Annotated in this window: 16 protein-coding genes; 11 read left to right on the top strand and 5 right to left on the bottom strand. The window is 65.1% G+C overall.

Going from position 1 to position 22691, the window contains the following annotated elements; all coding sequences use genetic code 11:
* Positions 1-237 precede the first annotated feature (237 nt).
* Positions 238-2316 (bottom strand): TonB-dependent receptor plug domain-containing protein, encoded by a 2079-nt coding sequence (locus tag SCA01S_RS00765; protein ID WP_245652396.1) that lies wholly within the window; start codon positions 2314-2316, stop codon positions 238-240.
* 659 nt (positions 2317-2975) lie between these two features.
* Here SCA01S_RS00765 and SCA01S_RS00770 point away from each other — a divergent pair.
* The 3 genes from SCA01S_RS00770 to SCA01S_RS00780 all read left to right on the top strand — a co-directional run bounded on the left by SCA01S_RS00770 (position 2976) and on the right by SCA01S_RS00780 (position 6934).
* Positions 2976-4376 carry an aldehyde dehydrogenase gene (locus SCA01S_RS00770; protein ID WP_054131967.1) on the top strand — a complete coding sequence of 467 codons (1401 nt, stop codon included), beginning with the start codon at positions 2976-2978 and terminating at the stop codon, positions 4374-4376.
* A 152-nt stretch (positions 4377-4528) separates the two neighbouring features.
* Complete coding sequence (locus tag SCA01S_RS00775; protein WP_054131968.1) at positions 4529-5380, top strand: p-hydroxycinnamoyl CoA hydratase/lyase; 852 nt, start codon at positions 4529-4531, stop codon at positions 5378-5380.
* Between the two features lie 135 nt (positions 5381-5515).
* A complete protein-coding gene (locus tag SCA01S_RS00780) occupies positions 5516-6934 on the top strand; it encodes a M20/M25/M40 family metallo-hydrolase (RefSeq protein WP_062781880.1) in 1419 nt (472 codons plus the stop codon).
* Positions 6935-7152: 218 nt separating this feature from the next.
* On the opposite strand, the gene betI is transcribed toward SCA01S_RS00780, so the two are convergent.
* Positions 7153-7824 carry a transcriptional regulator BetI gene (gene betI / locus SCA01S_RS00785; RefSeq protein WP_084390697.1) on the bottom strand — a complete coding sequence of 224 codons (672 nt, stop codon included), beginning with the start codon at positions 7822-7824 and terminating at the stop codon, positions 7153-7155.
* 100 nt (positions 7825-7924) lie between these two features.
* On the opposite strand from betI, the gene SCA01S_RS00790 reads away from it, so the two are divergent.
* Both SCA01S_RS00790 and SCA01S_RS00795 read left to right on the top strand, forming a co-directional pair.
* Positions 7925-9109: an aromatic ring-hydroxylating oxygenase subunit alpha gene (locus SCA01S_RS00790; RefSeq protein WP_062782016.1), complete on the top strand. Its 1185-nt coding sequence runs from the start codon at positions 7925-7927 to the stop codon at positions 9107-9109.
* Between the two features lie 146 nt (positions 9110-9255).
* The gene (locus SCA01S_RS00795) at positions 9256-10866 is read left to right on the top strand and encodes a phytoene desaturase family protein (protein WP_022677385.1); all 1611 of its coding nucleotides are present in this window, start codon (positions 9256-9258) and stop codon (positions 10864-10866) included.
* A gap of 91 nt (positions 10867-10957) precedes the next feature.
* On the opposite strand, the gene SCA01S_RS00800 is transcribed toward SCA01S_RS00795, so the two are convergent.
* On the bottom strand, positions 10958-12259 hold the full coding sequence (locus SCA01S_RS00800) for an APC family permease (protein WP_245652397.1): 1302 nt from the start codon (positions 12257-12259) through the stop codon (positions 10958-10960).
* Between the two features lie 81 nt (positions 12260-12340).
* Between SCA01S_RS00800 and SCA01S_RS00805 the strand changes: the two genes are divergently transcribed.
* Positions 12341-13942 (top strand): tetratricopeptide repeat-containing sulfotransferase family protein, encoded by a 1602-nt coding sequence (locus SCA01S_RS00805; protein ID WP_062781886.1) that lies wholly within the window; start codon positions 12341-12343, stop codon positions 13940-13942.
* Between the two features lie 167 nt (positions 13943-14109).
* Positions 14110-16617 carry a TonB-dependent receptor gene (locus SCA01S_RS00810; RefSeq protein WP_245652398.1) on the top strand — a complete coding sequence of 836 codons (2508 nt, stop codon included), beginning with the start codon at positions 14110-14112 and terminating at the stop codon, positions 16615-16617.
* Between the two features lie 160 nt (positions 16618-16777).
* On the opposite strand, the gene SCA01S_RS00815 is transcribed toward SCA01S_RS00810, so the two are convergent.
* Both SCA01S_RS00815 and pobA read right to left on the bottom strand, forming a co-directional pair.
* Entirely contained in the window at positions 16778-17449 is a 672-nt protein-coding gene (locus SCA01S_RS00815) for a response regulator transcription factor (protein WP_062781891.1), read from the bottom strand.
* Between the two features lie 172 nt (positions 17450-17621).
* The gene (gene pobA / locus SCA01S_RS00820) at positions 17622-18791 is read right to left on the bottom strand and encodes a 4-hydroxybenzoate 3-monooxygenase (protein WP_062781894.1); all 1170 of its coding nucleotides are present in this window, start codon (positions 18789-18791) and stop codon (positions 17622-17624) included.
* 121 nt (positions 18792-18912) lie between these two features.
* Here pobA and SCA01S_RS00825 point away from each other — a divergent pair, with 121 nt between their 5' ends.
* From SCA01S_RS00825 to SCA01S_RS00840, 4 genes are all read left to right on the top strand, one after another.
* Positions 18913-19806 carry a helix-turn-helix domain-containing protein gene (locus SCA01S_RS00825; RefSeq protein WP_062781897.1) on the top strand — a complete coding sequence of 298 codons (894 nt, stop codon included), beginning with the start codon at positions 18913-18915 and terminating at the stop codon, positions 19804-19806.
* 39 nt (positions 19807-19845) lie between these two features.
* Entirely contained in the window at positions 19846-20979 is a 1134-nt protein-coding gene (locus tag SCA01S_RS00830) for a cobalamin-independent methionine synthase II family protein (protein WP_062781900.1), read from the top strand.
* Positions 20976-21383 (top strand): nuclear transport factor 2 family protein, encoded by a 408-nt coding sequence (locus SCA01S_RS00835; protein ID WP_062781903.1) that lies wholly within the window; start codon positions 20976-20978, stop codon positions 21381-21383. The genes SCA01S_RS00830 and SCA01S_RS00835 overlap by 4 nt, the downstream gene beginning before the upstream one ends.
* Positions 21384-21485: 102 nt before the next feature.
* Positions 21486-22247 carry an IclR family transcriptional regulator gene (locus SCA01S_RS00840; RefSeq protein WP_062781906.1) on the top strand — a complete coding sequence of 254 codons (762 nt, stop codon included), beginning with the start codon at positions 21486-21488 and terminating at the stop codon, positions 22245-22247.
* Positions 22248-22691 lie beyond the last annotated feature (444 nt).

Consider the following 22691-nt stretch of genomic DNA (forward strand, 5'->3'; position numbering starts at 1 on the left):
CGGTGCAAAAGCCCATCCCCCAAGGCCGTGCGCGCTGCCCTTGCGCGTCTGCCCACGGCTGGAACGCTAGGCGCAAATCCTGCATGTGTCTGCCCGTCGCAGGATAGAATACGATTGCAGGCTGGATGTGCAGCAGCCGGGCTGCGACAGGCTCAGCCTGAACGGTCTGATAGTCCAGAACCCCGTTCGCCCCGAGCCTGTCGAAGGGCCTTTCGTGAAAGCGCTGGCCCGGCGCGCTTACCGCATCCCAATTCGCAGGCCGGCCCACAGCGTGCGCGGCGTGCCGATATCGATCGTGCCGCCCGAATTGCGCGTGACGATCGTGGTATCGAACAGGTTTTCGCCGCGCAGCACCAGGCTGGCCCAGCCGGTCAGCGGGACCTGGGCAAAGGCATCGAGCGTGGTGGCCGCGCGCAGCGGCGCGGTTTGCAGATCGTCTTCATAGGCCAGGCCCACGTGCCGCAGGGTCAGCGCCCCGGTCCAGTGCGGGGCGGGGTGCCAGGCGAGCGTGCCGCTGGCGGCAATGCGCGGCGTCTGCGCCGGGCGCATGCCATCGAGCGCGGTGCCCGGCGCCTCAACCTTGGCGTCGGTCCATGCCAGGCTGCCGTTGAATGACACCGTGCCTGCAGTCACCTCGGCGCCCAGTTCCACGCCGCGCGCATGCACGGCCGCCACGTTCTGGCGCTGGCGCACCGTGGTATTGCCGGTGGACGACAGCGTCACGTTGGCGATCGCATCCTTCACCTTGTTGTCGAACGCGGTGACCGACAGCATCACGCCCTTGGCCGGGGTCAGGTCGATGCCTGCTTCAAAGCCCAGCAGGCGCTCGTTCCTGAGCGTCGGATTGCGCTGGGTGGTGGTCAGCGACACGCCGCCATTGCCATTGGGGGCGGCCAGCGTGAACGAACGATACAGTTCGTTGAGCGTGGGCAGGCGCAGCCCGGTATAGGCCGCGCCGCGCAGCGCCGCCCATGATGCAGCATTGAGCACCGCGCCAGCGCGCCAGCTGCCCTGCCAGCCGCTGCGCGCGGCAACGGCCGGATCGGCTGCCGATGTGCTGGTCACCGTGCCGGCAGCGTTGCGTTCTTCGTAATGGCCCTGGGTGATCGCCCAGCGATCGGCGCGCCCGCCGGCGGTCAGCACCAGCGGCCCCAGCGTCCAGTCGTCCTCGATGAAAAAGCCCACGTCGTCGGTGTGCCCGCCGGCGCGGCGCCGCGCGGTGACCAGGCCGGTTGCCGCCGACAGCGCATTTTCCTTGGTCTCGCCCTCGGCCCGGCGCCAGTCGGTGCCGAGCTTGAGCACGTGGCCACCACCGACCGGCGGCCGCAGTTCGAGCTTGCCGCCCAGGCCAGTGGATGGCGTGGCATATTGGTCCAGCGTCTTCTTGAAGCTGGTGGAGCTGACCGTCACGGCGTGGAAACCGCGCGTCTGGACATAGGCCAGCGCATCGAACTGCCACGCCCCACGGCCCACCAGGCGCAGGCTGGCGTCCTGCCCGCTGATACCATTGTCGGCGCCGGCAAAGCGCAGCGTGCGGTTGTCCTCGAATGCAGCGACGCGGGCCTGCAATTCGACGTCCGGCGTCAAGGGCGCCACGGCGCGCACGCCGGTTGACCAACTGTCATAGCGCGCCCGCACGCTGGCCGGCACGCGCTGGCTTTCCGGCGTGGTCCAGAACCCCTGGCCCCGGTCCCACCGGCCGGTGACGACGGCAAAGCCCTGGCCGAGCGTGGGGGCAAGCGCTGCCGAAAGCGACGTCTCACCCCGATCATCGACCATGCCCTGCGCATTGAGCAGGCCCAGGCTCTGCGCCCCCGCACTGGTCATGTCCACGGTACCGGCCACCGCGCCGGCGCCGAACGCGCCCGAGCCGCCGCCGCGCTGCACGCGCACGCTGGCCAACCGTTCGGGATCGATCGCGGTCATCGGGATATAGCCAAAGAACGGGTCGGCCATCGGTACGCCATCGAGCAGCACCAGCGTGCGGCTGGTGGCATTGCCACCCAGCGCGCGCAGCGTGATGCCCTGCGCCGAAGGGTTGGACGCGCGGCTGTCTGACCGGCGAAACTGTTGCACGCCGGCGGCCGAGAGCAGCGCATCATCGATTCGCCCCGATGCCGTAGCCTGAAGCTGCGCGGCGGAAATCGTCTGGGTGTCATAGGCCGGAGCCGCCGGGCTTTGCCCCAGGCCTTCACCCGTCACCACGATGGTCGCGCCGCCATCACCCGCATCAGGTGCCTCGGCCGCCCAGGCTGCACTCGGCAGGGCCTGCACGAGTGCGGCCGAAACCAGCGCGGCAGGCGCAAGCGACGCCAACAGAACGGAACGGGATTTTGCAACTCTCACGTGCACTTGGCTTTATCCTCTCGTGACGGTCCAGGGCCGGTCGCCCTTATGATCGGGCCGTATGGCGCCGTCATCCGCGTTCGTTATCTTTTTCGGCTTGGGTCTGAACCATGCGGCTTTGCTGCCACATGCCCCCCGGCTCGGCCTCGCCACGATGGTCGTTTGCCCGCCCGCGCGCCATTGATCCTAGGAACAATACGCGGCTCCTTGCTCGGCAAAACCAGACGAAAAAAAAGGCCGCACCAGATGGGCGGCCCTTGGATAGTTTGGGAGAGGATGCCTGAAAGGCCCGTCCCTTTTGTCTGCCGCAGCGCAAAAGCGCAAGTGCGAAAATTTGGTATACAGTTGCATAGAATGCAATTGTTAACACGCTTGCAGGAAACGCTGTTTCCCCCATGGAACCATGGATTAGGGTTAAAATTATGGAAATAAACAGAAAAAGCCGATTGAAACATCCGCAACCGGTTGGCGGCGATGCGCAATTTGCAAACTGCTAAGCCCGTTCGCCTAGGCGAAATGACAGGGTGGGGGCTTACCCTTTCGGGCACGACTTGGCCACTGCTGACAGTCCCGTGTTGCAGGCTCCCGGGATGATTGCTATAAACCATAACATAATTGGGAGACTCACGATGCAGTTCGAACGGCGCAATCCCCTTGATGGTACGGTGGCCTCCTCGGCGCAGGCCATGCAGGCGGCCGACATTCCCGCGATCACGGCGAAGGCGGCCGCTGCCTTTCCCGCGTGGGCTGCGCTGGGCCCCAATGCCCGCCGCGCCGTGCTGATGAAGGCGGCCAGCGCGCTCGAAGCGCGCGCCGATGCCTTTGTCGAGGCGATGATGGGCGAAATCGGCGCGACCAAGGGCTGGGCGCTGTTCAACCTGGGCCTGGCGGCCAGCATGGTGCGCGAAGCGGCGGCCCTTACCACGCAGATCGCTGGCGAAGTGATCCCGTCCGACAAGCCCGGCTGCCTGGCCATGGCGCTGCGCGAACCGGTCGGCACGATCCTGGGCATCGCCCCGTGGAACGCGCCGATCATCCTGGGCGTGCGCGCCATCGCCGTGCCGCTGGCCTGTGGCAACGCCGTGATCCTCAAGGCATCGGAACAGTGCCCGCGCACCCACGCCCTGATCATCGAGGCCTTTGCCGAGGCCGGCTTCCCCGAAGGCGTGGTGCAGGTCGTCACCAATGCCCCGGCCGATGCCGGCGCCGTGGTTGGCGCGCTGATCGATGCGCCGCAGGTCAAGCGTATCAACTTCACCGGCTCCACCGCCGTGGGCAAGATCATCGCCACGCGCGCGGCCGGCCATCTCAAGCCCTGCCTGCTCGAACTGGGCGGCAAGGCGCCCCTGATCGTGCTGGAAGATGCTGATCTGGATGAAGCGGTCAAGGCCGCTGCGTTCGGCGCCTTCATGAACCAGGGCCAGATCTGCATGAGCACCGAGCGGATCATCGTGGTCGAGGCCGTCGCCGCCGAATTTGCCAAGCGGTTCAAGGCCAAGGTCGAAACCCTGGCCGTGGGTGACCCGCGCGAGGGCAAGACCCCGCTGGGCGCGGTGGTCGATGCCAAGACCGTGGCCCACTGCCAAAGCCTGGTGCAGGATGCGCTCGACCATGGCGCCACGCTGCTGGCCGGTGGCGACACCACGCACAACGTGCTGATGCCCGCCCATGTCGTCGATGGCGTGACGCAGGACATGAAGCTGTTCCGCGATGAAAGCTTTGGCCCGGTGGTTGGCGTGATCCATGCCCGCGATGAAGCGCATGCCATCGAACTGGCCAACGACAGCGAATATGGCCTCTCGGCCGCGGTCTTTACCCGCGATACCGCGCGCGGCCTGCGCGTGGCGCGCCAGATCCATTCGGGCATCTGCCACGTCAACGGCCCCACCGTGCACGATGAAGCACAGATGCCCTTCGGCGGCGTCGGCGCCTCGGGCTACGGCCGCTTTGGCGGCAAGGCCGGCATCGACAGCTTCACCGAACTGCGCTGGATCACCATGGAAACCCAGCCCGGTCACTTCCCGATTTAACAGTTCCATCCCCTCGTCATCCCGGGCTTGACCCGGGATCCCGCTTCTTTCTTTGCGACCACCAAAGTGGGACCCCGGATCAAGTCCGGGGTGACGAAGTGAGAAATTCAAATTTCCCATATTTCCGAAACATAACCAGAAAGGACAAGAGCATGGCAGACGAACAGGCCGTTCGCGCGGAAGAGGATACCGTTGCCGTCACGATCGAGAACCGCATCGCCTGGGTGCGTTTCAATCGCCCGGAAAAGCGCAACTGCATGAGCCCCAAGCTCAACCGCCAGATGCTCAAGGTGATCGAGGAACTCGAATTCCGCGATGACGTGGGCGTGCTGGTGCTGTCGGGCGAGGGCGATGCCTGGTCGGCCGGCATGGATCTCAAGGAATACTTCCGCGAAACCGAAGCGCAGGGCCTGTGGGCGATCCGCAAGTCGCAGCGCGAAGCCTATCGCTGGTGGAACCGCCTGCGCTGGTATGAAAAGCCAACGATCGCCATGGTCAACGGCTGGTGCTTTGGCGGCGGCTATGGCCCGCTCTATGCGTGCGATATCGCCGTCGCTTCCGACGATGCGCAGTTCGGCCTGTCGGAAATCAACTGGGGCATCCTGCCGGGCGGCGGCGCGTCCAAGGTGGCGGCCGATCTCATGCCGCTGCGCAAGGCGATCTATCACGCCATGATGGGTGAAAACCTCACCGGTCCGCAGGCGGCGGCGCAAGGGCTGGTTACCGAATCCGTGCCCCACGCCCAGCTCAAGGCCCGCGTGACCGAGATTGCCGAGGCGCTGCTCAAGAAGGACGGCCATGCCCTGCGCGCCACCAAGTGGGCCGTGCGTCGCATGATCGACATGACCTATGAAAACGCCGAAGACTATCTGATCCGCGCCCAGGAAGCGCTGCACAGCTATGGTGGCGTGGCCGCCCGCAAGGAAGCCACGCGCCAGTTCCTCGATGAAAAGAGCTTCAAGCCCGGTCTCGGCACGTTCGATACGTCCAAGGTCAAGGGCTGATCCACACTCTGCTGCGGCAGGCGCAAGCCCCGGTGCCCCATGGGCGCCGGGGTTTTGCACATCTGGCATCGCAAAAAAGGTTGTGTGCGAAACCGATCGGTATCAGGTTCCGCGCCCAGAAGGAGTGCCCCCCACATGAAACTGACGTTGCACCTGGTTTCGCCTGCCATTCTGAGCGTTGCCGCCGTGGCGCTTGCCAGCACGCCCGCGCTTGCCGCCGGCAATTCCCATGCCGAGGCCGAAGCCCAGACTCTCGAGCTGTCCAAGCAGAGCATCGCCATGCGCTCGGTCCAGGGGCCGGGCAACGAAACGCCCAAGGTGGCGGCACTCTATCGCGACGCGCTGGTCAAGGCCGGCTGGGCGGCGTCCGACATCGACATCGTGCCCGTTGACGATACCGCCTATCTGATCGCCACCTGGAAGGGCAGCGATCCCAGCCTCAAGCCGCTGGTGCTGTCGGGCCACATGGACGTGGTCGAGGCCAAGCGCGCCGATTGGCAGCGCGATCCCTTCGTGCCGGTGGTCGAACACGGCTATCTGTTCGGGCGCGGCGCGCTCGACATGAAGTTCAACGCCGCGCTCGCGGTCTCCACGCTCATCGAGATGCGCCACAAGGGCTACAAGCCCAAGCGCACGATCATCATCGCCTTTTCTGGCGATGAAGAAACCACGATGAAGACCAGCCGCCTGATTGCCGAACGGCTCAAGGGCCAGGCGGGCCTGGTCATCAACGTCGATGGTGGTGGCGGCATGCTGGCCGAAGATACCGGCAAGCCGCTGGCCTGGACCTGGGACGGCGCGGAAAAGAACTATGCCGATTTCCAGCTGGAAGTGACCAACCCCGGCGGCCACAGTTCCGCCCCGCGCAAGGACAATGCGATTGTCCAGCTCAGCCAGGCGCTGGTCAATATCGGCGCCTATCACTTCACCCCGGAACAGAGCCCGCTGACCAAGGCGTTCTTCGAAAGCGCCGCCAAGATCACGCCTGATCCCAAGGTTGCCGGCGCGATGCGTTCGTTCGCGGCCGACCCCACCGATGCCGATGCCATCGCCACGCTGCGGTCCTTGCCCGAATTCATTGGCCGCATCGAAACCACCTGCGTGCCCACCATGGTCAACGGCGGCCACGCCTTGAACGCGCTGCCGCAGCGCGCCACGGCCAACATCAACTGCCGCATCTTCCCCGGCCACAAGCGCGAAGACATCATGGCCGAACTGGCCAAGGTGGCGAACATGCCCGTGGTCAAGTTCAGCGACGTGACCGAAGGCTCCACCCCGTCACCGGCCAGCCCGATGCGCCCCGATTTCGTCAATGCGGCGAACAAGGCCATTCACCTTGCCTATCCCGGCATTGCCGTGATCCCGGCCCAGGCCTCGGGCGCCTCGGACTCGATGTGGTATCGCGTCAACGGTATCGATGCCTATGGCGCCAGCCCCGTGCTGATCAAGGACAGCGAAGAATTCGCCCACGGCCTGAATGAGCGCGTGCCCCTGTCCAACGTCGCGCCGGGCATCGTCTACTTCACCAGCCTGTTCACCGACCTATCGAAGTAAAGCTGAAGCAAAAGCCCCCTCCTCTTCAGAGGAGGGGGTTGGGGGTGGTGGAAGCGGAGCGCTGCGTAGCCATAAAGCTGGACCCCGGATCAAGTCCGGGGTGACGGGAATGTTTGTAAATCCCGGCCGTTGTTATTCAAAAATTCCCACACGAAGCCACGAAGCCACGAAGCCACGAAGCGTCACGTATCTTCGTGACTTCGTGCCTTCGTGTGAAATTATTCCTTCACCGGCCCACACACCGTCCCCAGAAACCGCCGCGCAATCGCCCCGGCTTCCTCGCTGGAAAAGCACTGCGGCGACAGGCACAGTTCCAGCCACAACCCGTCCACCAACGCCGTCACCGCAATGGCGGCGTGGCGCAAGTCACCCTCGGCCACGCCGGCCTCGCGCAGCAACTGCTCCAGCCGGGCGCGATAGCCGGCATATTGCTCGTCGTGCTGGCGGGCGATCTGCGGCTGGCTGGTCACCAGGCTCCAGAACGCGATCCACGTGGCCAGCAAGGCCGGCTGGGCAATCGGTGCGGTAAAGCTGGCGGTGACGAATGCCTCAAGCTGCGCGCGCGGTTCGCTGGGCGCGGCTGCCACCGCCGCATTGAGTGCCTGCGTCACCATGGCATCGACGTGGGTATAGGTTTCGGCGATCAGCGCATCGATCCCGCTGAAATAGTGGCCGACCAGGCCAGGCGATACGCCGGCCTCCTGGGCAATCGCGCGCACGCTGGCGCCATTGGCACCGGCGCGGGCCAGCACGCGCATCGCCGCCTCTATCAGGCTGTGGCGGCGCGCATCGGGTTCGGCCCGGCGTGGCAGCGCGCGATCTGTGGCGGCGGCACGGGCGGGGGTGGCGGCACGCGGAACGCGCCCAGGCCGGGGATCGACACCTTGCATCTTGCACTTCCCGATGGTTGTTGTACGATCGTTCAATAAGAAATCACGCGGGGAGTCACCCATGGCCGATCTTGCCCTTGATGAACACCGCCATTTGACCATGGCGCAACGCGCCGGTGACGGCGCCGCGCCCGATCCCGATGCCGATTGGAGCCTGCCGGGCTGGATCTATCGCGATCCCGAATTTGCCGCGCTGGAGATGGAACGGATCATCCGCCCCTCGTGGCAGATCGTGTGCCACGCCAGCGATCTGGACCAGCCCGGCGCCTGGCGCAGCCTGGCCTATTGCGGCGAGAACGTCATCGTCGTGCGCGGCGAGGACGGTGCCATCCGCGCGTTCCACAACCTGTGCCGCCACCGCGCCATGCGCCTGGTCGATGGCGTGGCGGGTTGCGCGCGCAAGCTGGTGTGCCCCTATCACGCCTGGACCTATGAAACCGATGGGCGGCTGACCGGCGTGCCGATGAAGCGCGATTATCCCGCGCTCGATCTGGCGCAGAACGGGCTGGTGCCGGTCGATCTGGAAGTGTGGCACGGCTTTGTCTTCGTGCGGCTTGAGGATCACGGCTTTCCCACGGTGGCCGAGATGATGGCGCCCTATGAAGCCGAAGTGGCACCCTATCGCCTGGCCGACATGCGCCGCATGGGCGATGTGCGCGAACGCAGCCGCGCGGTGAACTGGAAGAACGTGGGCGATAACTATTCCGACAACCTGCACATTCCCGTGGCGCACGACGGTCTCTCGCGCATCTTTGGCAAGTCCTACGAGATTTCGGCAGAGCCCTGGGTCGATCGCATGAAGGGCGATCTGGTCGATGCGCCGAGTCCGCATTTCTGGGAGCGGTTCTACCAGACGCACCTGCCGCGCGTGCCGCATCTGCCCGATGTGGCGCAGCGGCGCTGGCTCTATTACAAGCTGTGGCCCAACATGGCGTTCGACATCTATGCCGATCAGATCGATTTCATGCAGTGGCTGCCCACATCGCCGACCACCTGCACCTTGCGCGAAATGGTCTTTGCCTTGCCCGACAGCGAAACCCCGCCCGAACAGCGGCGCACGATGAAGCTGGTGCGCTATGCCAACTGGCGGATCAACCGCGTCGTCAATGCCGAGGATACCTGGCTGATCACCAACGTGCAGCAGGGCATGCAATCGGCCCGCTATGGCGCCGGTCCGATCGGCCGCAGCGAAGTGTGTCTGCGCAGCTTTGCCCGCAAGATCCGCACCTTGATTCCCGAGGCACGGCTGCATCATCAGCCTGCCGAAGGGTGGAGCAGGCGCTAAATCTTTTCGTCGTCACCCCGGACTTGATCCGGGGTCCCGCTTCTTTTCCGGCGCTGTGCCAGCATTCCAGCTGGACCCCGGATCAAGTCCGGGGTGACGATGCCATCAACAACAGTATCTTTTGATCCCACGAAGGAACCCACACGATGAGCAACCGCTACGACGCCCTGATCATCGGCGGCGGCCACAACGGCCTGGTCTGTGCATTCTACCTCGCCAAGGCCGGCATGAAAGTGCGCGTGCTGGAACGCCGCGACATCGTTGGCGGCGCCTGCGTGACCGAGGAATTTCATCCCGGCTTCCGCAATTCCACCGCCAGCTACACCGTCAGCCTGCTGCGCCCGCAGGTGATTGCCGACATGAAGCTGGCCGATCATGGCTATCGCGTGCTCGAACGCCAGATCAGCAACTTCTTCCCGTTTGCCGATACCTATCTCAAGCTGGGTGGCGGCGCGGAGCGTACGCAGGCCGAATTTGCGCGCTTTTCGCAAAAGGATGCGGCGGCCTACCCGCACTATGACGCCGCGCTGGAAAAGGTCGCACAGGTGCTGCGCGATCTCTCGCTGCAATGCCCTCCCAACGTGGGTGGCGGGCTGCATGCCTTGGCCGCCGCTGCCAAGCAGGGCTGGCCGCTGGCCAAGATGGACGTGGTGGCGCAGCGCGACCTGCTCAACATCTTCACCCGTTCCGCGCGCGATTTCCTCGATAGCTGGTTTGAGGATGACCACGTCAAGTCCGCCTTCGGATTCGATGCCGTGGTCGGCAATTTTGCCGGCGTGTCCACGCCCGGCTCGGCCTATGTCCTGCTCCACCACGTGTTTGGCGAGGTTAACGGCAAGCTGGGCGCCTGGGGCCACGCGGTCGGCGGCATGGGCGCGATTACCCAGGCCATGGCCAAGGCCTGCGCGCTCGCCGGGGTGGAAATCAGCCTGGAAAGCCCGGTCGACAAGGTTCTGATCAACAACGGCAAGGCCGCCGGGGTCAAGCTGGCGGGCGGCGAGGAGCTTTATGCCCCGATCGTGGCCGCCAACGTCGGCCCCGCGCTGCTCTATCGCCAGTTGGTCGATCGCAGCGACCTGGCGCCCGATTTTGCCCGCGCCATGGACGGGTACAAGACCGGCTCGGGCACGTTCCGCATGAACGTGGCGCTGTCGGAACTGCCCGATTTCACCGTGCTGCCGGGCAAGCAGCAGGCCGAACACCACACCGCCGGCATCATCATCGCGCCGGGCATGGACTATATGGACCAGGCCTATGACGATGCGCGCGTGCATGGCTGGTCGAAAAAGCCGATCGTCGAAATCAAGATCCCCAGCACGGTGGACAAGACCTTGGCGCCCGAAGGGGCCCATGTCGCCAGCCTGTTCTGCCAGCAGTTCAGCCCGCAGCTGCCCGATGGCCGCAGCTGGGACGATGTGCGCGAGGATGTGGCCGACCACGTGATCAACACGATCACCGAACACGCGCCCAACTTCAAGAACGCGGTGATCGCCCGCCAGATTCACTCGCCGCTCGACCTGGAACGCAAGTTCGGCCTGATCGGCGGCGATATCTTCCACGGCCGCATGAGCCTGGAACAGCTGTGGGCCGCGCGCCCGGTGCTGGGCCACGGCGATTATCGCGCCCCGATCAAGGGCCTCTACATGTGCGGATCGGGCACGCACCCGGGCGGCGGCGTGACCGGCGCACCGGGCCACAATGCTGCGGCCGAAATCATCCGCGACCGCTCGCTGCTGTGGAAAATGCTGCACCGGTAAGCGCGCAACAAAAAGGCCCCCTCCTCTTCAGAGGAGGGGGTTGGGGGTGGTGAGATGTCTCGCGCAAATCATTGAAAAGTAGGACCCCTCATCAAGCCCCGGCTGACGCCATCTTACCCTTCCGCCACCGCACCGCCAGGTAGACCGGCAGCCCCAGCGCAACCAGCACCAGGCCATAGGCAATCGCTTCCAGCCCCAGGCCCCACAGCGCCCAGACGTTGAACGCTGCGGCCAGCACGGCCAGCACTACCACCCAGGGTTCATCGCGCAGCAGGCGCATCGCCGAGGCCATTGTGGCGATATAGGTCAGCATGCCCGCCGCCAGGCTGATCGAGGCGATGAAGGTGAACAGGTTGCCCATGTCACGGCCATAGTTGAGCAGCGTGATCACCGTCAGCAGGCCCGACGACACCAGATGCGCGTTGATCGGCGTCCCGGCCTTGGTTTCCTTGCCGAACCAGGCGGGAAACAGCCCGTCGCGCGCCATCGCCCAGGGCACTTCGCCCTGGACCAGGATAAAGCCGTTGAGCGTGCCGAACGCGCTGATCGCGGCAAAGATCGCCACCACGCCCGAAATATCGCCGCCCAGCCGCTGGCCCAGGAATTCTGCCACCGGCGAAGGGGAGGCAGCCGCCGCGCCCTGTGGCATATAGGCCTGGAATGCCAGTGCGATGCCCAGGTACACCGCGCCGGCCAGCGCCACGCCCCACAAGGTGGCGCGCGGCACCACGCTGCCGGCGTTCTCCACCTTGTCCGATGGCACGGTGGCCGATTCCAGCCCGAGAAATCCCCAGAAGGTGAGGCCCGCCGCACTGGCGATAAGCGTGGGGGATAGCGGCACGGGCGGCTGCGCCACATGCGGCGTGCCGGTGGCGAACAACCATAGCGCCAGGCCGATCAGCCCGACCAGCGGCACGAGCTTGAGCACCGTGGTGATCACCTGCACATCGCCAGCGCCGCGCACGCCGCGAATATTGACCGCCGTCAGCAGCCATACCGCGCCCACTGCGACGGCCGCCGGCGCGCCGGGGGTGTGGCTCAACCACGGCACCAGCAGGCTGAGGTTCGACACAACGGCCACGGCCACCGCGCCATTGCCCGCCCACAGCATCGTCCAATAGGCCCAGGCTGCGGCAAAACCCGCGCCCGGCCCGAATTGCTGCATGACATAGGCAAACGGGCCGCCCGGCAGCGGCTGGCGTGCAGAAAGGCGGGCAAAGACCGTGGCCATGCACAGCGATCCGCCGATCGTCACCATCCATCCAGCCAGCTGGTTGGCGCCCAGCGGGGCCAGCGTTGCCGGCAGCAGGTAAATCCCCGAACCAATCAGGTTGCCCACCACCAGGGCCAGCGTCATCCAGAAACCAAGACCACGTTTTGCTTTCTCGTTCACGCCGTAAAATCCTCCGGGGTCTGGTAGCAACAGAGACTAACGCTTGATCGCGCGGCGTCACCATGTTTGTTGTGCGGTCTGATGAGCACCGTGACCCTGGCCCCGCGCCCCGCCTATGATCCGCGCCTTGTCGCTGCCGCCGCAGCGATGAACGCCAATGACCTGCCCCGGGCAGAACCGCTGCTGCGCGCGCTGCTCAAGGATGATCCATTCGATGTGCGCGCAATCCGGCTGTTTGCCGAACTGGCTGGTCGCATCGGCCGCTATGCCGATGCGGAAAATCTGCTGCGCCGCGCGATCGAGCTGGACCCGGCGTTCACCCCGGCGCGCGCCAACCTGGCGCTGGTGCTCTATCGCACCAACCGCGCGGCAGAGGCGCTGGATCAGCTGGCGCAAGTGACGCAGGAAGATCCGGAAAACCTCGGCCATGCCAATCTCGCTGCCGCCGCCAATGGCCGCATCGGCGCGTTCGATGCCGCGCTCGCGCTCTACGAACGCGTGCTGGCCGAAGCGCCCGACCAGCCGCGCGTGTGGATGAGCTATGGCCACATGCTCAAGACCGTTGGCCGCCAGGCCGATGGCATCGCCGCCTATCGCCGTGCCCTGGCGCTGATGCCGGGGCTGGGGGAGGCGTGGTGGAGCTTGGCCAATCTCAAGACCGTGCGGTTTGATGACGCTGATATTGCCGCGATGCAGCAGGCGCTCGCCGATCCCGCGCTCGATGCCGAAGATCGCTGGCACCTCGATTTCGCGCTGGGCAAGGCGTTCGAAGATCGCAAGCAGGCGGCCGATGCCTTTGCCCACTATGCTGCGGGCAATGCGCTGCGCCGCCGCCGCATTCCCTACAAGGCCGATGAAACCACCGCGACCGTCGATGCGATGATCGCCACGGCCACGCCAGACCTGTTTGCCGCGCGCGCCGGGGCCGGGTGCGATGCGCCCGATCCGATCTTCATCCTGGGCATGCCGCGCGCCGGCTCTACCCTGGTCGAACAGATCCTGGCCAGCCACAGCCAGGTCGAGGGCACCAGCGAATTGCCCGATATCGCGCAGCTGGCGCGCAAGGTGCCCGATTATCCTGCCGGGCTTGCCGCGCTGGCGCCCGAAGAGCTGCGCGCGATGGGCGAAAGCTATCTGCACACCACGCGCATCCAGCGCCACACCGACCGGCCCCTGTTCATCGACAAGATGCCCAACAACTGGGTGCATGTGCCGTTGATCCGCCTGATCCTGCCGCGCGCGCGGATCATCGATGCGCGCCGCCATCCGCTCGGTTGCTGCTTTTCCAACTTCAAGCAGCATTTCGCGCGGGGGCAGGGCTTCTCGTACGATCTGGCGGACATGGGCCGCTATTACGCCGATTACGTGCGGCTCATGGCCCATGTCGATGCGGTGCAGCCCGGCGCGGTGCACCGCGTGATCTATGAACGCATGGTCGATGATACCGAGGCGCAGGTGCGCGCGCTGCTCGATGCCTGCGACCTGCCGTTCGAGCCGGCGTGCCTGGCCTTCTACCAGACCGAGCGCGCCGTGCGCACCGCCAGTTCCGAACAGGTGCGACAGCCGATTTTCCGCGAAGGCACCCAGGCCTGGCAGCCGTTCGAGCCGTGGCTCGATCCGCTGAAAGCGGCGCTGGGACCGGTGCTCGATGCCTATCCTGACGCACCGCAAACTTATGTCTGAAACCGGCAATGCGTTGCAAAACTGCCACGGTCATCTGTGATCGATTGGTGGAGTTTGTAACCGCTTGACGCACGATCGTGTCGCAGCGCACACCCAACGCACAAGAATTGCAACAGGGTGGGTTAAGCATGCGTATTGCCACGGCGGGTCTCCCGCGTTTTCTGCTGATGACCAGCACCGCGCTCCTGGCTCCGGCCAGCATCGCGATGGCGCAGGATGCCGCGCCCCAGGCATCGGCCGATCAAGGCGGTGGCAACGTCATCATCGTGACCGCGCAAAAGCGTTCGGAAAACCTGCAGAACGTGCCGATTTCGATCCAGGCGCTCGGCACGCAAAAGCTTGACCAGCTCAACGTCTCGAACTTCAACGGCTATACCCAGCAGCTGCCGACTGTCGTCGCGCAAAGCTCGGGCACACCGGGCACCAACATCATCTACATGCGCGGCGTTGCCTCGGGCGGGGATGGCAACCACTCGGGCTCGCTGCCCTCGGTCGGCGTCTATCTCGATGAGCAGCCGGTCACCACGATCGGCGGCAACCTTGACGTGCATGTCTACGATATCGCCCGCATCGAAAGCCTCGCCGGCCCGCAGGGCACGCTCTATGGCGCTTCGTCGGAAGCCGGCACGATCCGCATCATCACCAACAAGCCCGATACCTCGGGCTATTACGGCCGCATGGATGTGGAACTGAACAAGGTCCACAAGGGCGGCACCGGCGGCAAGGTGGAAGGGATGGTCAACATCCCGCTGTCGCAGAAGGCGGCGCTGCGCATCGTCGGCTTCTACGAAAAGGATGCCGGCTATATCGACAACGTGCCCGGCACGCGCAGCTTCCTGCCGCAGCCCGGCGGCATCACCATCAACAACAACCAGTTCGTCAAGAAGAACTACAACGACACCGAGATTTCGGGCGGCCGCGCCCTGCTCAAGGTCGATCTTGACGACAACTGGACCGTGACGCCCGGGATCATGTACCAGGACACGCGCAGCCATGGTTCCTATGGCTATGATACCTCGCTGGGCGATCTTCAGGTGCAGCATTTCCTGCCCGAATACCGCCGCGATATCTTTGCCCAGGCCTCGCTTACCATCGAAGGCAAGATCGGCAGCTGGGATCTTACCTATGCCGGTGCCTATCTCGATCGCAAGACCTTCTCGTCCAGCGACTACACCGACTACGCCGAAGCCTATGACTCGCTCTATTCCGGCGTCGGCGGCCTAGCCGGCTATTTCTATTACAAGGACAATGCCGGCAACCAGATCAAGCCGATCCAGCAGGTGATTGGCCAGGATCACTTCAAGAAGATGAGCCAGGAACTGCGCATTGCCTCGCCCAGCAGCGAGCCGCTGCGGTTCGTGGGCGGCCTGTTCTATCAGCGCCAGTCGAACCTGATCCACCAGGATTACCAGGTCGCCGGTCTGGCAGACCTGCTCTCGGTCAATGGCAAGCCCGGCACGCTGTGGCTGACGCAGCAGCATCGCGTGGACAAGGACTATGCCGCGTTCGGGGAAGTCAGCTACGACATTCTGCCCAACCTGACGGCAACGGCCGGCGGCCGTTATTTCAAGTATGACAACTCGCTGATCGGCTTCTTCGGTTTCGGCCGCAATCCGGCGTTCTACCAGGGTGCTGACGGCAATCCGCCGCCCAACGCTGCCGGCTCCACCCGCACTGGCGTGGCGGGCTGCTACACGTCCGATGGTCTCACCCTGCGCAATGCGCAGCTGGCGGGCGAAACCAACATCACCCTGCTGCCGCCCGCCGTGGGTGACAGCCCGTGCACCAACCTGGGTGATTACGTGAACGGCTCGGTCGTGCCCAAGCGCGCCAAGGGCGATGGCGGCACCTACCGCTTTAACCTGACGTGGAAGCCCAATCGCGACATCACCGCCTATGCCACGGTTTCGCGCGGGTTCCGCCCGGGCGGCATCAACCGCCGCGCCGACGTGGCAGCCTACAAGCCCGATTACCTGACCAACTTCGAGCTGGGCCTCAAGACCACGCTGTTCGATGGCCTGCTGCGCTTCAACGTGGCGGTCTATCAGCAGAACTGGAAGAACTTCCAGTTCTCGTACCTTGGCGCCAACAGCTTCACTGAAATCCACAACGGCCCCGATGCCCGCATTCGCGGCGTGGAATTCGATGCTAACGTGGTCAAGGGCGGCTTCTCGTTCAACTTCGGCGGTGCTTACACCGACGCCAAGATGCGCAAGAACCTGTGCGCGATCGATGACCCCACCTACACCTGCACCGGCGATGGCAACATGATTGCTGCCCCGGCTGGCACGCGCCTGCCGATCACCCCGCAGTGGAAGCTGGCCAGCACGGCGCGCTACAGCGTTCCGGTCGGTGCAGCCAAGGTCTATGGCCAGATCAACGCCACCTATCAAAGCTCGGCCGCGTCCGATCTGCGCACGGCGGTGATCCAGGCTGGCACAGGCAAAACCATCAATCCTGCGCAGCTGCTTGGCCGCCTCGATGCGTTCACGCAGTTCAACCTGGCCATCGGCAGCGAGTGGGACAAGTACTCGCTCGAACTGTTCGCGACCAACGTGTTCGACGAACGCGGCCAGCTGTCACGCTATGTCGCCTGCGGTTCGTGCTACAACCGCGTCTACATCGTGCCGAACCAGCCGCGCACGATCGGCATCCGCGCCGGCGCGAAGTTCTAAGCCAAGCCCCGCAAAAAGCCCCCTCCTCTTCGCAAGGAGGGGGTTTGGGGGTGGTGCGAAGCCTTGCACAGCGGTGCCGGGCGGCTTCGACAAGCTCAGCCCGAACGGAAGCGTGATCAGATAATCCGCCCCCGCTCACCGGCGGCAAAGCCCCCGACCATCACGGCTTGTCCAGCACATATCCCAATGCGCGCACGGTGCGCAGCGGATAGCCCGCGCCGGCATCGCGCAGCGCCCGGCGCAGGCGGCTGACCCAGGCATCCACGGTGCGCTCGTCGATCGGTTGGCCCTGCTTGCCCAGCGCGGCGATCAGCTGCTGGCGCGAAAACACCTGGCCCGGCTGCTCCATCAGATAGCGCAACAGGCGCAGTTCATTGGGCATCAGGGCAATCGCCTTGTCCTTCCACCGCGCCTGCAGGGCTGTCAGGTCCAGGCTCAGCTCGCCCAGGCGCAGCGTGCGGGCCACGGCCTCGCGTTCGGGCAACTGCACCGACAGCACGCGATCCAGCACGGTGCCGCGGTCGATCGGGCCGAGGATATAGTCATCCGCCCCGGCACGTAGCGCGCGGCGCTTGGCCTCGGCGTCATCATCTTCCAACACCATGGTCACATGCGCCGCTTCGGTCTGCATGTCGGCGCGCAAGCGGCGGCACAGTTCCAGGCCGGAAAGCTCGGGCAGCAGCCAGTCGACGAACGCCCAGGGCCGCCCGTCGAGCAGGGGCAGGGGCCCCGAGCCATGCCAGGGGTGAAACACCACCTTGAGATCGCCGTGTGCAAAGGGGTCAAGGCCGCCGTCCAGCGGGTTGGTCAGCAGAATGTCGATCTGGCGCATGGGCCTGCCTGTTGGGGGGAAACAACAGTGGCCTTGTGTCTATGGTATGTGACGGCCTTGTGACGATAGGCGGCGATCTGTCACATTCCGGGGAAAATTCGTGTCGCGATGGTCATGTTTGTCCGGCGCGGGGTGGCGGAGAGAGGCCAGCCACCCCGCGTCGGAACCTCGGTCAGACCGGCAGGCCTACATAGTTTTCGGCAATGCTGGTCTGCGCGGCGCGGCTGGTGGAGATATAGTCCAGCTCGGCCACCTGCATCGCCCGCTCGAACGGGCCGTCTTCGGGGAAGCGGTGCATCAGCTTGGTCAAAGACCAGCTGAAGCGTTCCGATTTCCACACCCGCGCCAGCGCCTTGGCCGAATAGCCGGCGATCGCATCGGCATCGTTGTGCTTGAAAAAGCCGCTCAGGGCCTGGGCGGCATAGTGCACGTCGCTCGCCGCCAGGTTCAGGCCCTTGGCGCCGGTGGGTGGCACGATGTGCGCGGCATCGCCGCACAACAGCAGGTTGCCATGGCGCATGGGTTCGAACACATAGGAGCGCAGCGGCGCGATCGACTTTTCGATCGAAGGGCCGCGCGTCATCTGCGCGGCGGCATCGGGGCCCAGGCGAATGGCGAGTTCGTCCCAGATGCGCGCGTCGCTCCAGTCCTCGATCTTTTCGGTCAGCGGCACGTCCACGTAATAGCGGCTGCGGGTGTGGCTGCGCATCGAGGCCAGGGCAAAGCCGCGCTCGTGGTTGGCATAGATCAGCTCGTGGTTGCACGGCGGCACGTCGGCCAGGATGCCCAGCCAGCCGAACGGATAGACCCGCTCGTATTCGCGCGCCACGCTGGCGGGAATGGCCTTGCGCGAGGGGCCATGGAAACCATCGCAGCCAACGATGAAGCGTGCGTCCAGGCGCTGTTCGCGGCCGTCGTGGGTGAAGGTGAGGTAGGGCGCGTCGCTCTCGATCGCGTGCAGCGCCACGTCGCTGGCGCCATAGAGCACCGGCAACCCGCGTTCGGGCGCGGCATCCATCAGGTCGCGCGTCACTTCGGTCTGGCCATAGACGGTCACGGTCTGGCCCGTGAGGTTGGCCACGTCGATGCGGATCAGGCGCTCACCATCGGCCAGGTTGAAGCCTTCTTCCACCAGGCCCTCGGCCTTGAGCCGGGCATCCAGGCCCAGCCGCTCCATCAGGTTGACGGTGATTGCTTCCAGCACGCCGGCGCGAATGCGGCCCAGCACATAGTCACCGGTCTGGCGTTCCACCACCACGCATTCGATGCCTTCGGCACGCAGCAGGTGGCCCAGCAACAGCCCGGCGGGGCCGGCACCAATGATCGCAACTTGGGTTTTCATCGCGCGTGTCTCTCCCGTGGCGGCCCATCGGGCGGGGCTGCCATGCCCTGCTTTCTTGACATCGGCAGGGCCATGCGGGAATGCATGGGGCTGACATAAGATGGCACTTTCAGGACAAGCGATGATCAGCCTGCGCATTCCCAGCTATGCCCTCTACGGTGAGCAGCATGGCGGGCAGCAGGGTGGGATCGCCGCCGGATTTGCCCATATCGAAACCATTGCCGCGCGCTCTTCCTTGCACGATTGGGAAATCAGGCCCCATCGCCATGCCGATTTCGTGCAAGTGCTGCTGGTGCACAGCGGACAGGCGCGGATCACGTTTGATGGGGTGGAACAGGCGCTGGCCGGTCCCCTGGCGGTAATCGTGCCGGCCGGCGTGGTGCACGGCTTCGGCTTTGCCGCCGATGTGGTGGGCCATGTCGTCACGCTCGGTGCCGATTTTCTCGCCCGCGCGCCGGCGCCGGCCGATCCGCTGCGCCGCGCGCTGACCCAGGGGCAGGCCGCCCCGCTCGAGGGGGCGCCGGCGCGCCGCGCGGCCTGGCTCGCGGCCGAAATGCTCGCCCTTCAAGCCGATCACACCACCGGCGATCCGCTGCTTTTGGCCATGGCCGAAACCCTGGCGCGCTGCGTGGCGCAAGGCGCGCCCGATGCCGGCCCGGCGCCCGACACGCGGCTCGATCGCTTTGCCCAACTGGTAGAGGTGCACTTTCGCAGCCATCGCGATCTGGCGTTCTATGCCAGCGCGCTCGGCACCACGCCGCGCACGCTCTCGCGCCTCACCGCCGCGCGGCTGGGCTGTTCGCCGATGGACGTGGTCCACCGCCGCCTGGCGCGCGAGGCGCATCGCCTGCTGCGCTATACCAACGCCACCGCCGCCCAGGTGGCCGCCGAGCTAGGCTTTGAAGATCCATCCTATTTCTCGCGCTTCTACTTGCGCCTCACCGGCCGCCGCCCGGCGCAGGATCGCGCCGGCGCCACGCAATCGGCCTTGCAAGGCGTGGGTGAGCCGCTATGAAATCTTCACAACCGTGAAATAGCGCAAGGGAGAGGCCCCGTGGCCCATATCAAGACCACCCATGTCGGCAGCCTGCCGCGGGGCGAGGAACTCACGCCGCTGCTGCTCGCCCGCGATGCCGGCAAGCCTTATGACGCCGCCGATTTCGATACCAAGGTCGGCGCGGCGGTGAAGGATGCCGTGCGCCACCAGGTGGACGCGGGCGTGTCGATCGTCAGCGATGGCGAACTGGGCAAGGTGGGCTATTCCACCTACATGATCGAGCGGCTGTCGGGCTTTGGCGGGCATATCGATCGCAAGCCGGCGGCGGACCTTGCCGAAGTGCCGGGCCTGGCCAAGAAGCTTTCGGCCATCATGGGTTCCCAGGAGTTCGTCCGCGCCTCGTGCATCGGGCCGGTCAAGCTGGTCACGCTCGAACCGCTGCACGACGATATCCGCCGCTTCCGCGCAGCGCTCGACGCCCATGGTGCGCCCGATACGCAGGGCTTCATGAACGCGGCCTCGCCGGGCCTGATCACCGCGTTCCAGGTCAACCGCCACTATCCCAGCCACGAAGCCTATCTGGCCGACCTCGCCGATGCCATGCGCGAGGAATACGAGACGATCGTCAACGCCGGCTTCTTCCTGCAACTCGACTGTCCCGATCTCGCCATGTCGCGCCACACCGGCTATCAGGACATGAGCGAGGCGGACTTCCTGAAAGTCGCGGCCGCCAATGTCGAGGCGCTCAACGCCGCCACCGCCAATATCCCGCCCGAAAAGATGCGCATGCACGTGTGCTGGGGCAATTACGAAGGCCCGCACGATCACGATATCCCGCTTGAACGGGTGATCGATATCGTCCTCAAGGCGCGGCCCTCCACCGTGCTGTTCGAGGCGGCCAATCCCCGCCACGAGCATGAATGGAAAGTCTGGGCCGATGCCAAGGTGCCCGATACCAAGGTGCTGGCGCCCGGCCTGATCGACACCTGCTCCAACTATATCGAGCATCCCGAACTGGTGGCCCAGCGCATTGAGCGCTTTGCCGCCATCGTCGGCCCCGATCGCGTGGTGGCCAGCACCGATTGCGGCTTCGGCACCTTTGCCGGCTATGGCAAGATCGATCCGATCGTCACCTGGCGCAAGCTCAAGTCCCTGCGCGAGGGCGCCGATATCGCCGGAGCCCGCCTGTGAGTGGCCCAGTGACCGAGGACGAGCGCCGCGCGATCGAGGCCGATTGCGCCCGCCTCATCGCGCTCTACGCCAATCTCAACGACGAAGCGCGCTGGGAGGAAGCGGCCGCGCTCTATGCCTCCGATGGCCTGATGACGCGGCCGACCGCGCCCGATGCGCCGATTGTGGGGCAAGACGCGATCCTCGCCGCCTTCCGCGCCCGCCCGCCGCGCACCACCCGGCACGTGTGCAGCAACGTGGTGATTGACGTGGAAAGCGCCGACAGCGCGCGCGGCACCAGTGCCATGCTGCTGTTCACCGGCGCGCCGGCGCCGCTGGTCGGCTCGTTCCACGATCGCTTCGTGCGCACGCCCGAAGGCTGGCGCTTTTCCGAAAGACGCGGCACCCTCCTCTTCCAACCCTAACCACAAACAAAAAGCCCCCTCCTCTTCAGAGGAGGGGGTTGGGGGTGGTGCGAAGCCAAGCGCAAACGCCAACTCCGCCCCGAAAAAAGGACCACCCCACCCATGGCCTCTGCCCCGTCCACCCCCACTTCGGCCAAGATGGGCCCGGTCAAATCGGCGCTGCGCACGCTCGACGTGATCGAATTCGTCGTGGCCCATGCCGGCGGCGTGGTGGCGCAGGATGTGGCCCTGGCGCTGGGCATTCCGGTGTCGAGCCTGTCCTACCTGCTCGCCACGCTGGTGGAGCGGCAATACCTGGCGCGGGAAGGGCGGCGCTATCTGCCCGGCCCCGGGCTGGAGCGGCTGCGCGTCGCCCCGGCGGCGCTGCCCCTGGCCGACCGCATGGCCCCGCTGGTCCGCGCGCTCAAGGTGGAACTCAACGAAACCGCCAGCTTCATGGTCCGCGTTGGCTGGGAAGTGGAAGCCGTGGTCACCGAAGCGAGCGACCAGACCCTGCGCTATGCCATCGAACCGGGTGCGCGCCGCCCGCTGCACTGCCTGGCGGCGGGCAAAGTGATCCTCGCCTGGCTGTCAGACGCAGACCTGCACCGCTACTTCGCCGAAAGCACGCGCCTGGCCATGACCGAACACACCCGCGTCCGCGACGAAGACCTGCGCGCCGACCTCGCCCGCATCCGCGAGGAGGGCATCAGCACCGCCTGCCACGAAGCCACCCTGGGCATCTGCGGCACCGCCGTGCCGGTGCTGAGCAACGGCCAGATGGTCGGTGTGCTGAGCGTGGCCGTGCCGGAAGTGCGGTTTGATGAAGCACTGGCGGCGCGGGTGCGGAGTGCGCTTAGGCGGGCGGCGGGGGCGGTTGGGTGAGGTGTGAGGAGTGCAGAGAAATCAAAATCGGCAGCTTCCGACCAAAATCCGCCGTTCCGATCGGCGAGCGGGAGTAAATGCCCTTGTTCGGAACGGCCGTCGGCGGCACTTATGGCTTCCTAGGCAGTGAGCGCCATAGTGCTGGTAGGAGGACGTGCTCAAGAAAATCACAAAGTCTGCACTGCGAATAAGCTAGGCGAGTTAGGCAAGGGTTATGACTGGATTTAGCACAGTGGAATTGGCAGCTTGGTGGAGCTTTGAAATGTGATCATAAGCTCGATGCAAATAGTAGCGACGATTATATTTGAAAATGAAAAGGCTAAGCGCTAAATTTAATAATTAAAATTATCCGTATTATTTTTTTCTGAAAATGTGCGTTAGAGAATTATAGGTTTGGTAGGCACTGAGCGCTTTGGCGTTTATTAATCTCTCTGGGGCGTATTT

This window comes from Novosphingobium capsulatum NBRC 12533, from assembly GCF_001598375.1.
GTDB lineage: Bacteria > Pseudomonadota > Alphaproteobacteria > Sphingomonadales > Sphingomonadaceae > Novosphingobium > Novosphingobium capsulatum.

Coding starts and splice junctions, on each gene's coding strand:
- pobA (WP_062781894.1), bottom strand. CDS start 18,791: ATGAAAACCCAAGTTGCGATCATTGGTGCCGGCCCCGCCGGGCTGTTG.
- SCA01S_RS00825 (WP_062781897.1), top strand. CDS start 18,913: ATGATCAGCCTGCGCATTCCCAGCTATGCCCTCTACGGTGAGCAGCAT.
- SCA01S_RS00840 (WP_062781906.1), top strand. CDS start 21,486: ATGGCCTCTGCCCCGTCCACCCCCACTTCGGCCAAGATGGGCCCGGTC.
- SCA01S_RS00775 (WP_054131968.1), top strand. CDS start 4,529: ATGGCAGACGAACAGGCCGTTCGCGCGGAAGAGGATACCGTTGCCGTC.
- betI (WP_084390697.1), bottom strand. CDS start 7,824: ATGCAAGGTGTCGATCCCCGGCCTGGGCGCGTTCCGCGTGCCGCCACC.
- SCA01S_RS00805 (WP_062781886.1), top strand. CDS start 12,341: ATGAGCACCGTGACCCTGGCCCCGCGCCCCGCCTATGATCCGCGCCTT.
- SCA01S_RS00780 (WP_062781880.1), top strand. CDS start 5,516: ATGAAACTGACGTTGCACCTGGTTTCGCCTGCCATTCTGAGCGTTGCC.
- SCA01S_RS00815 (WP_062781891.1), bottom strand. CDS start 17,449: ATGCGCCAGATCGACATTCTGCTGACCAACCCGCTGGACGGCGGCCTT.
- SCA01S_RS00810 (WP_245652398.1), top strand. CDS start 14,110: ATGACCAGCACCGCGCTCCTGGCTCCGGCCAGCATCGCGATGGCGCAG.
- SCA01S_RS00770 (WP_054131967.1), top strand. CDS start 2,976: ATGCAGTTCGAACGGCGCAATCCCCTTGATGGTACGGTGGCCTCCTCG.
- SCA01S_RS00795 (WP_022677385.1), top strand. CDS start 9,256: ATGAGCAACCGCTACGACGCCCTGATCATCGGCGGCGGCCACAACGGC.
- SCA01S_RS00790 (WP_062782016.1), top strand. CDS start 7,925: ATGGCGCAACGCGCCGGTGACGGCGCCGCGCCCGATCCCGATGCCGAT.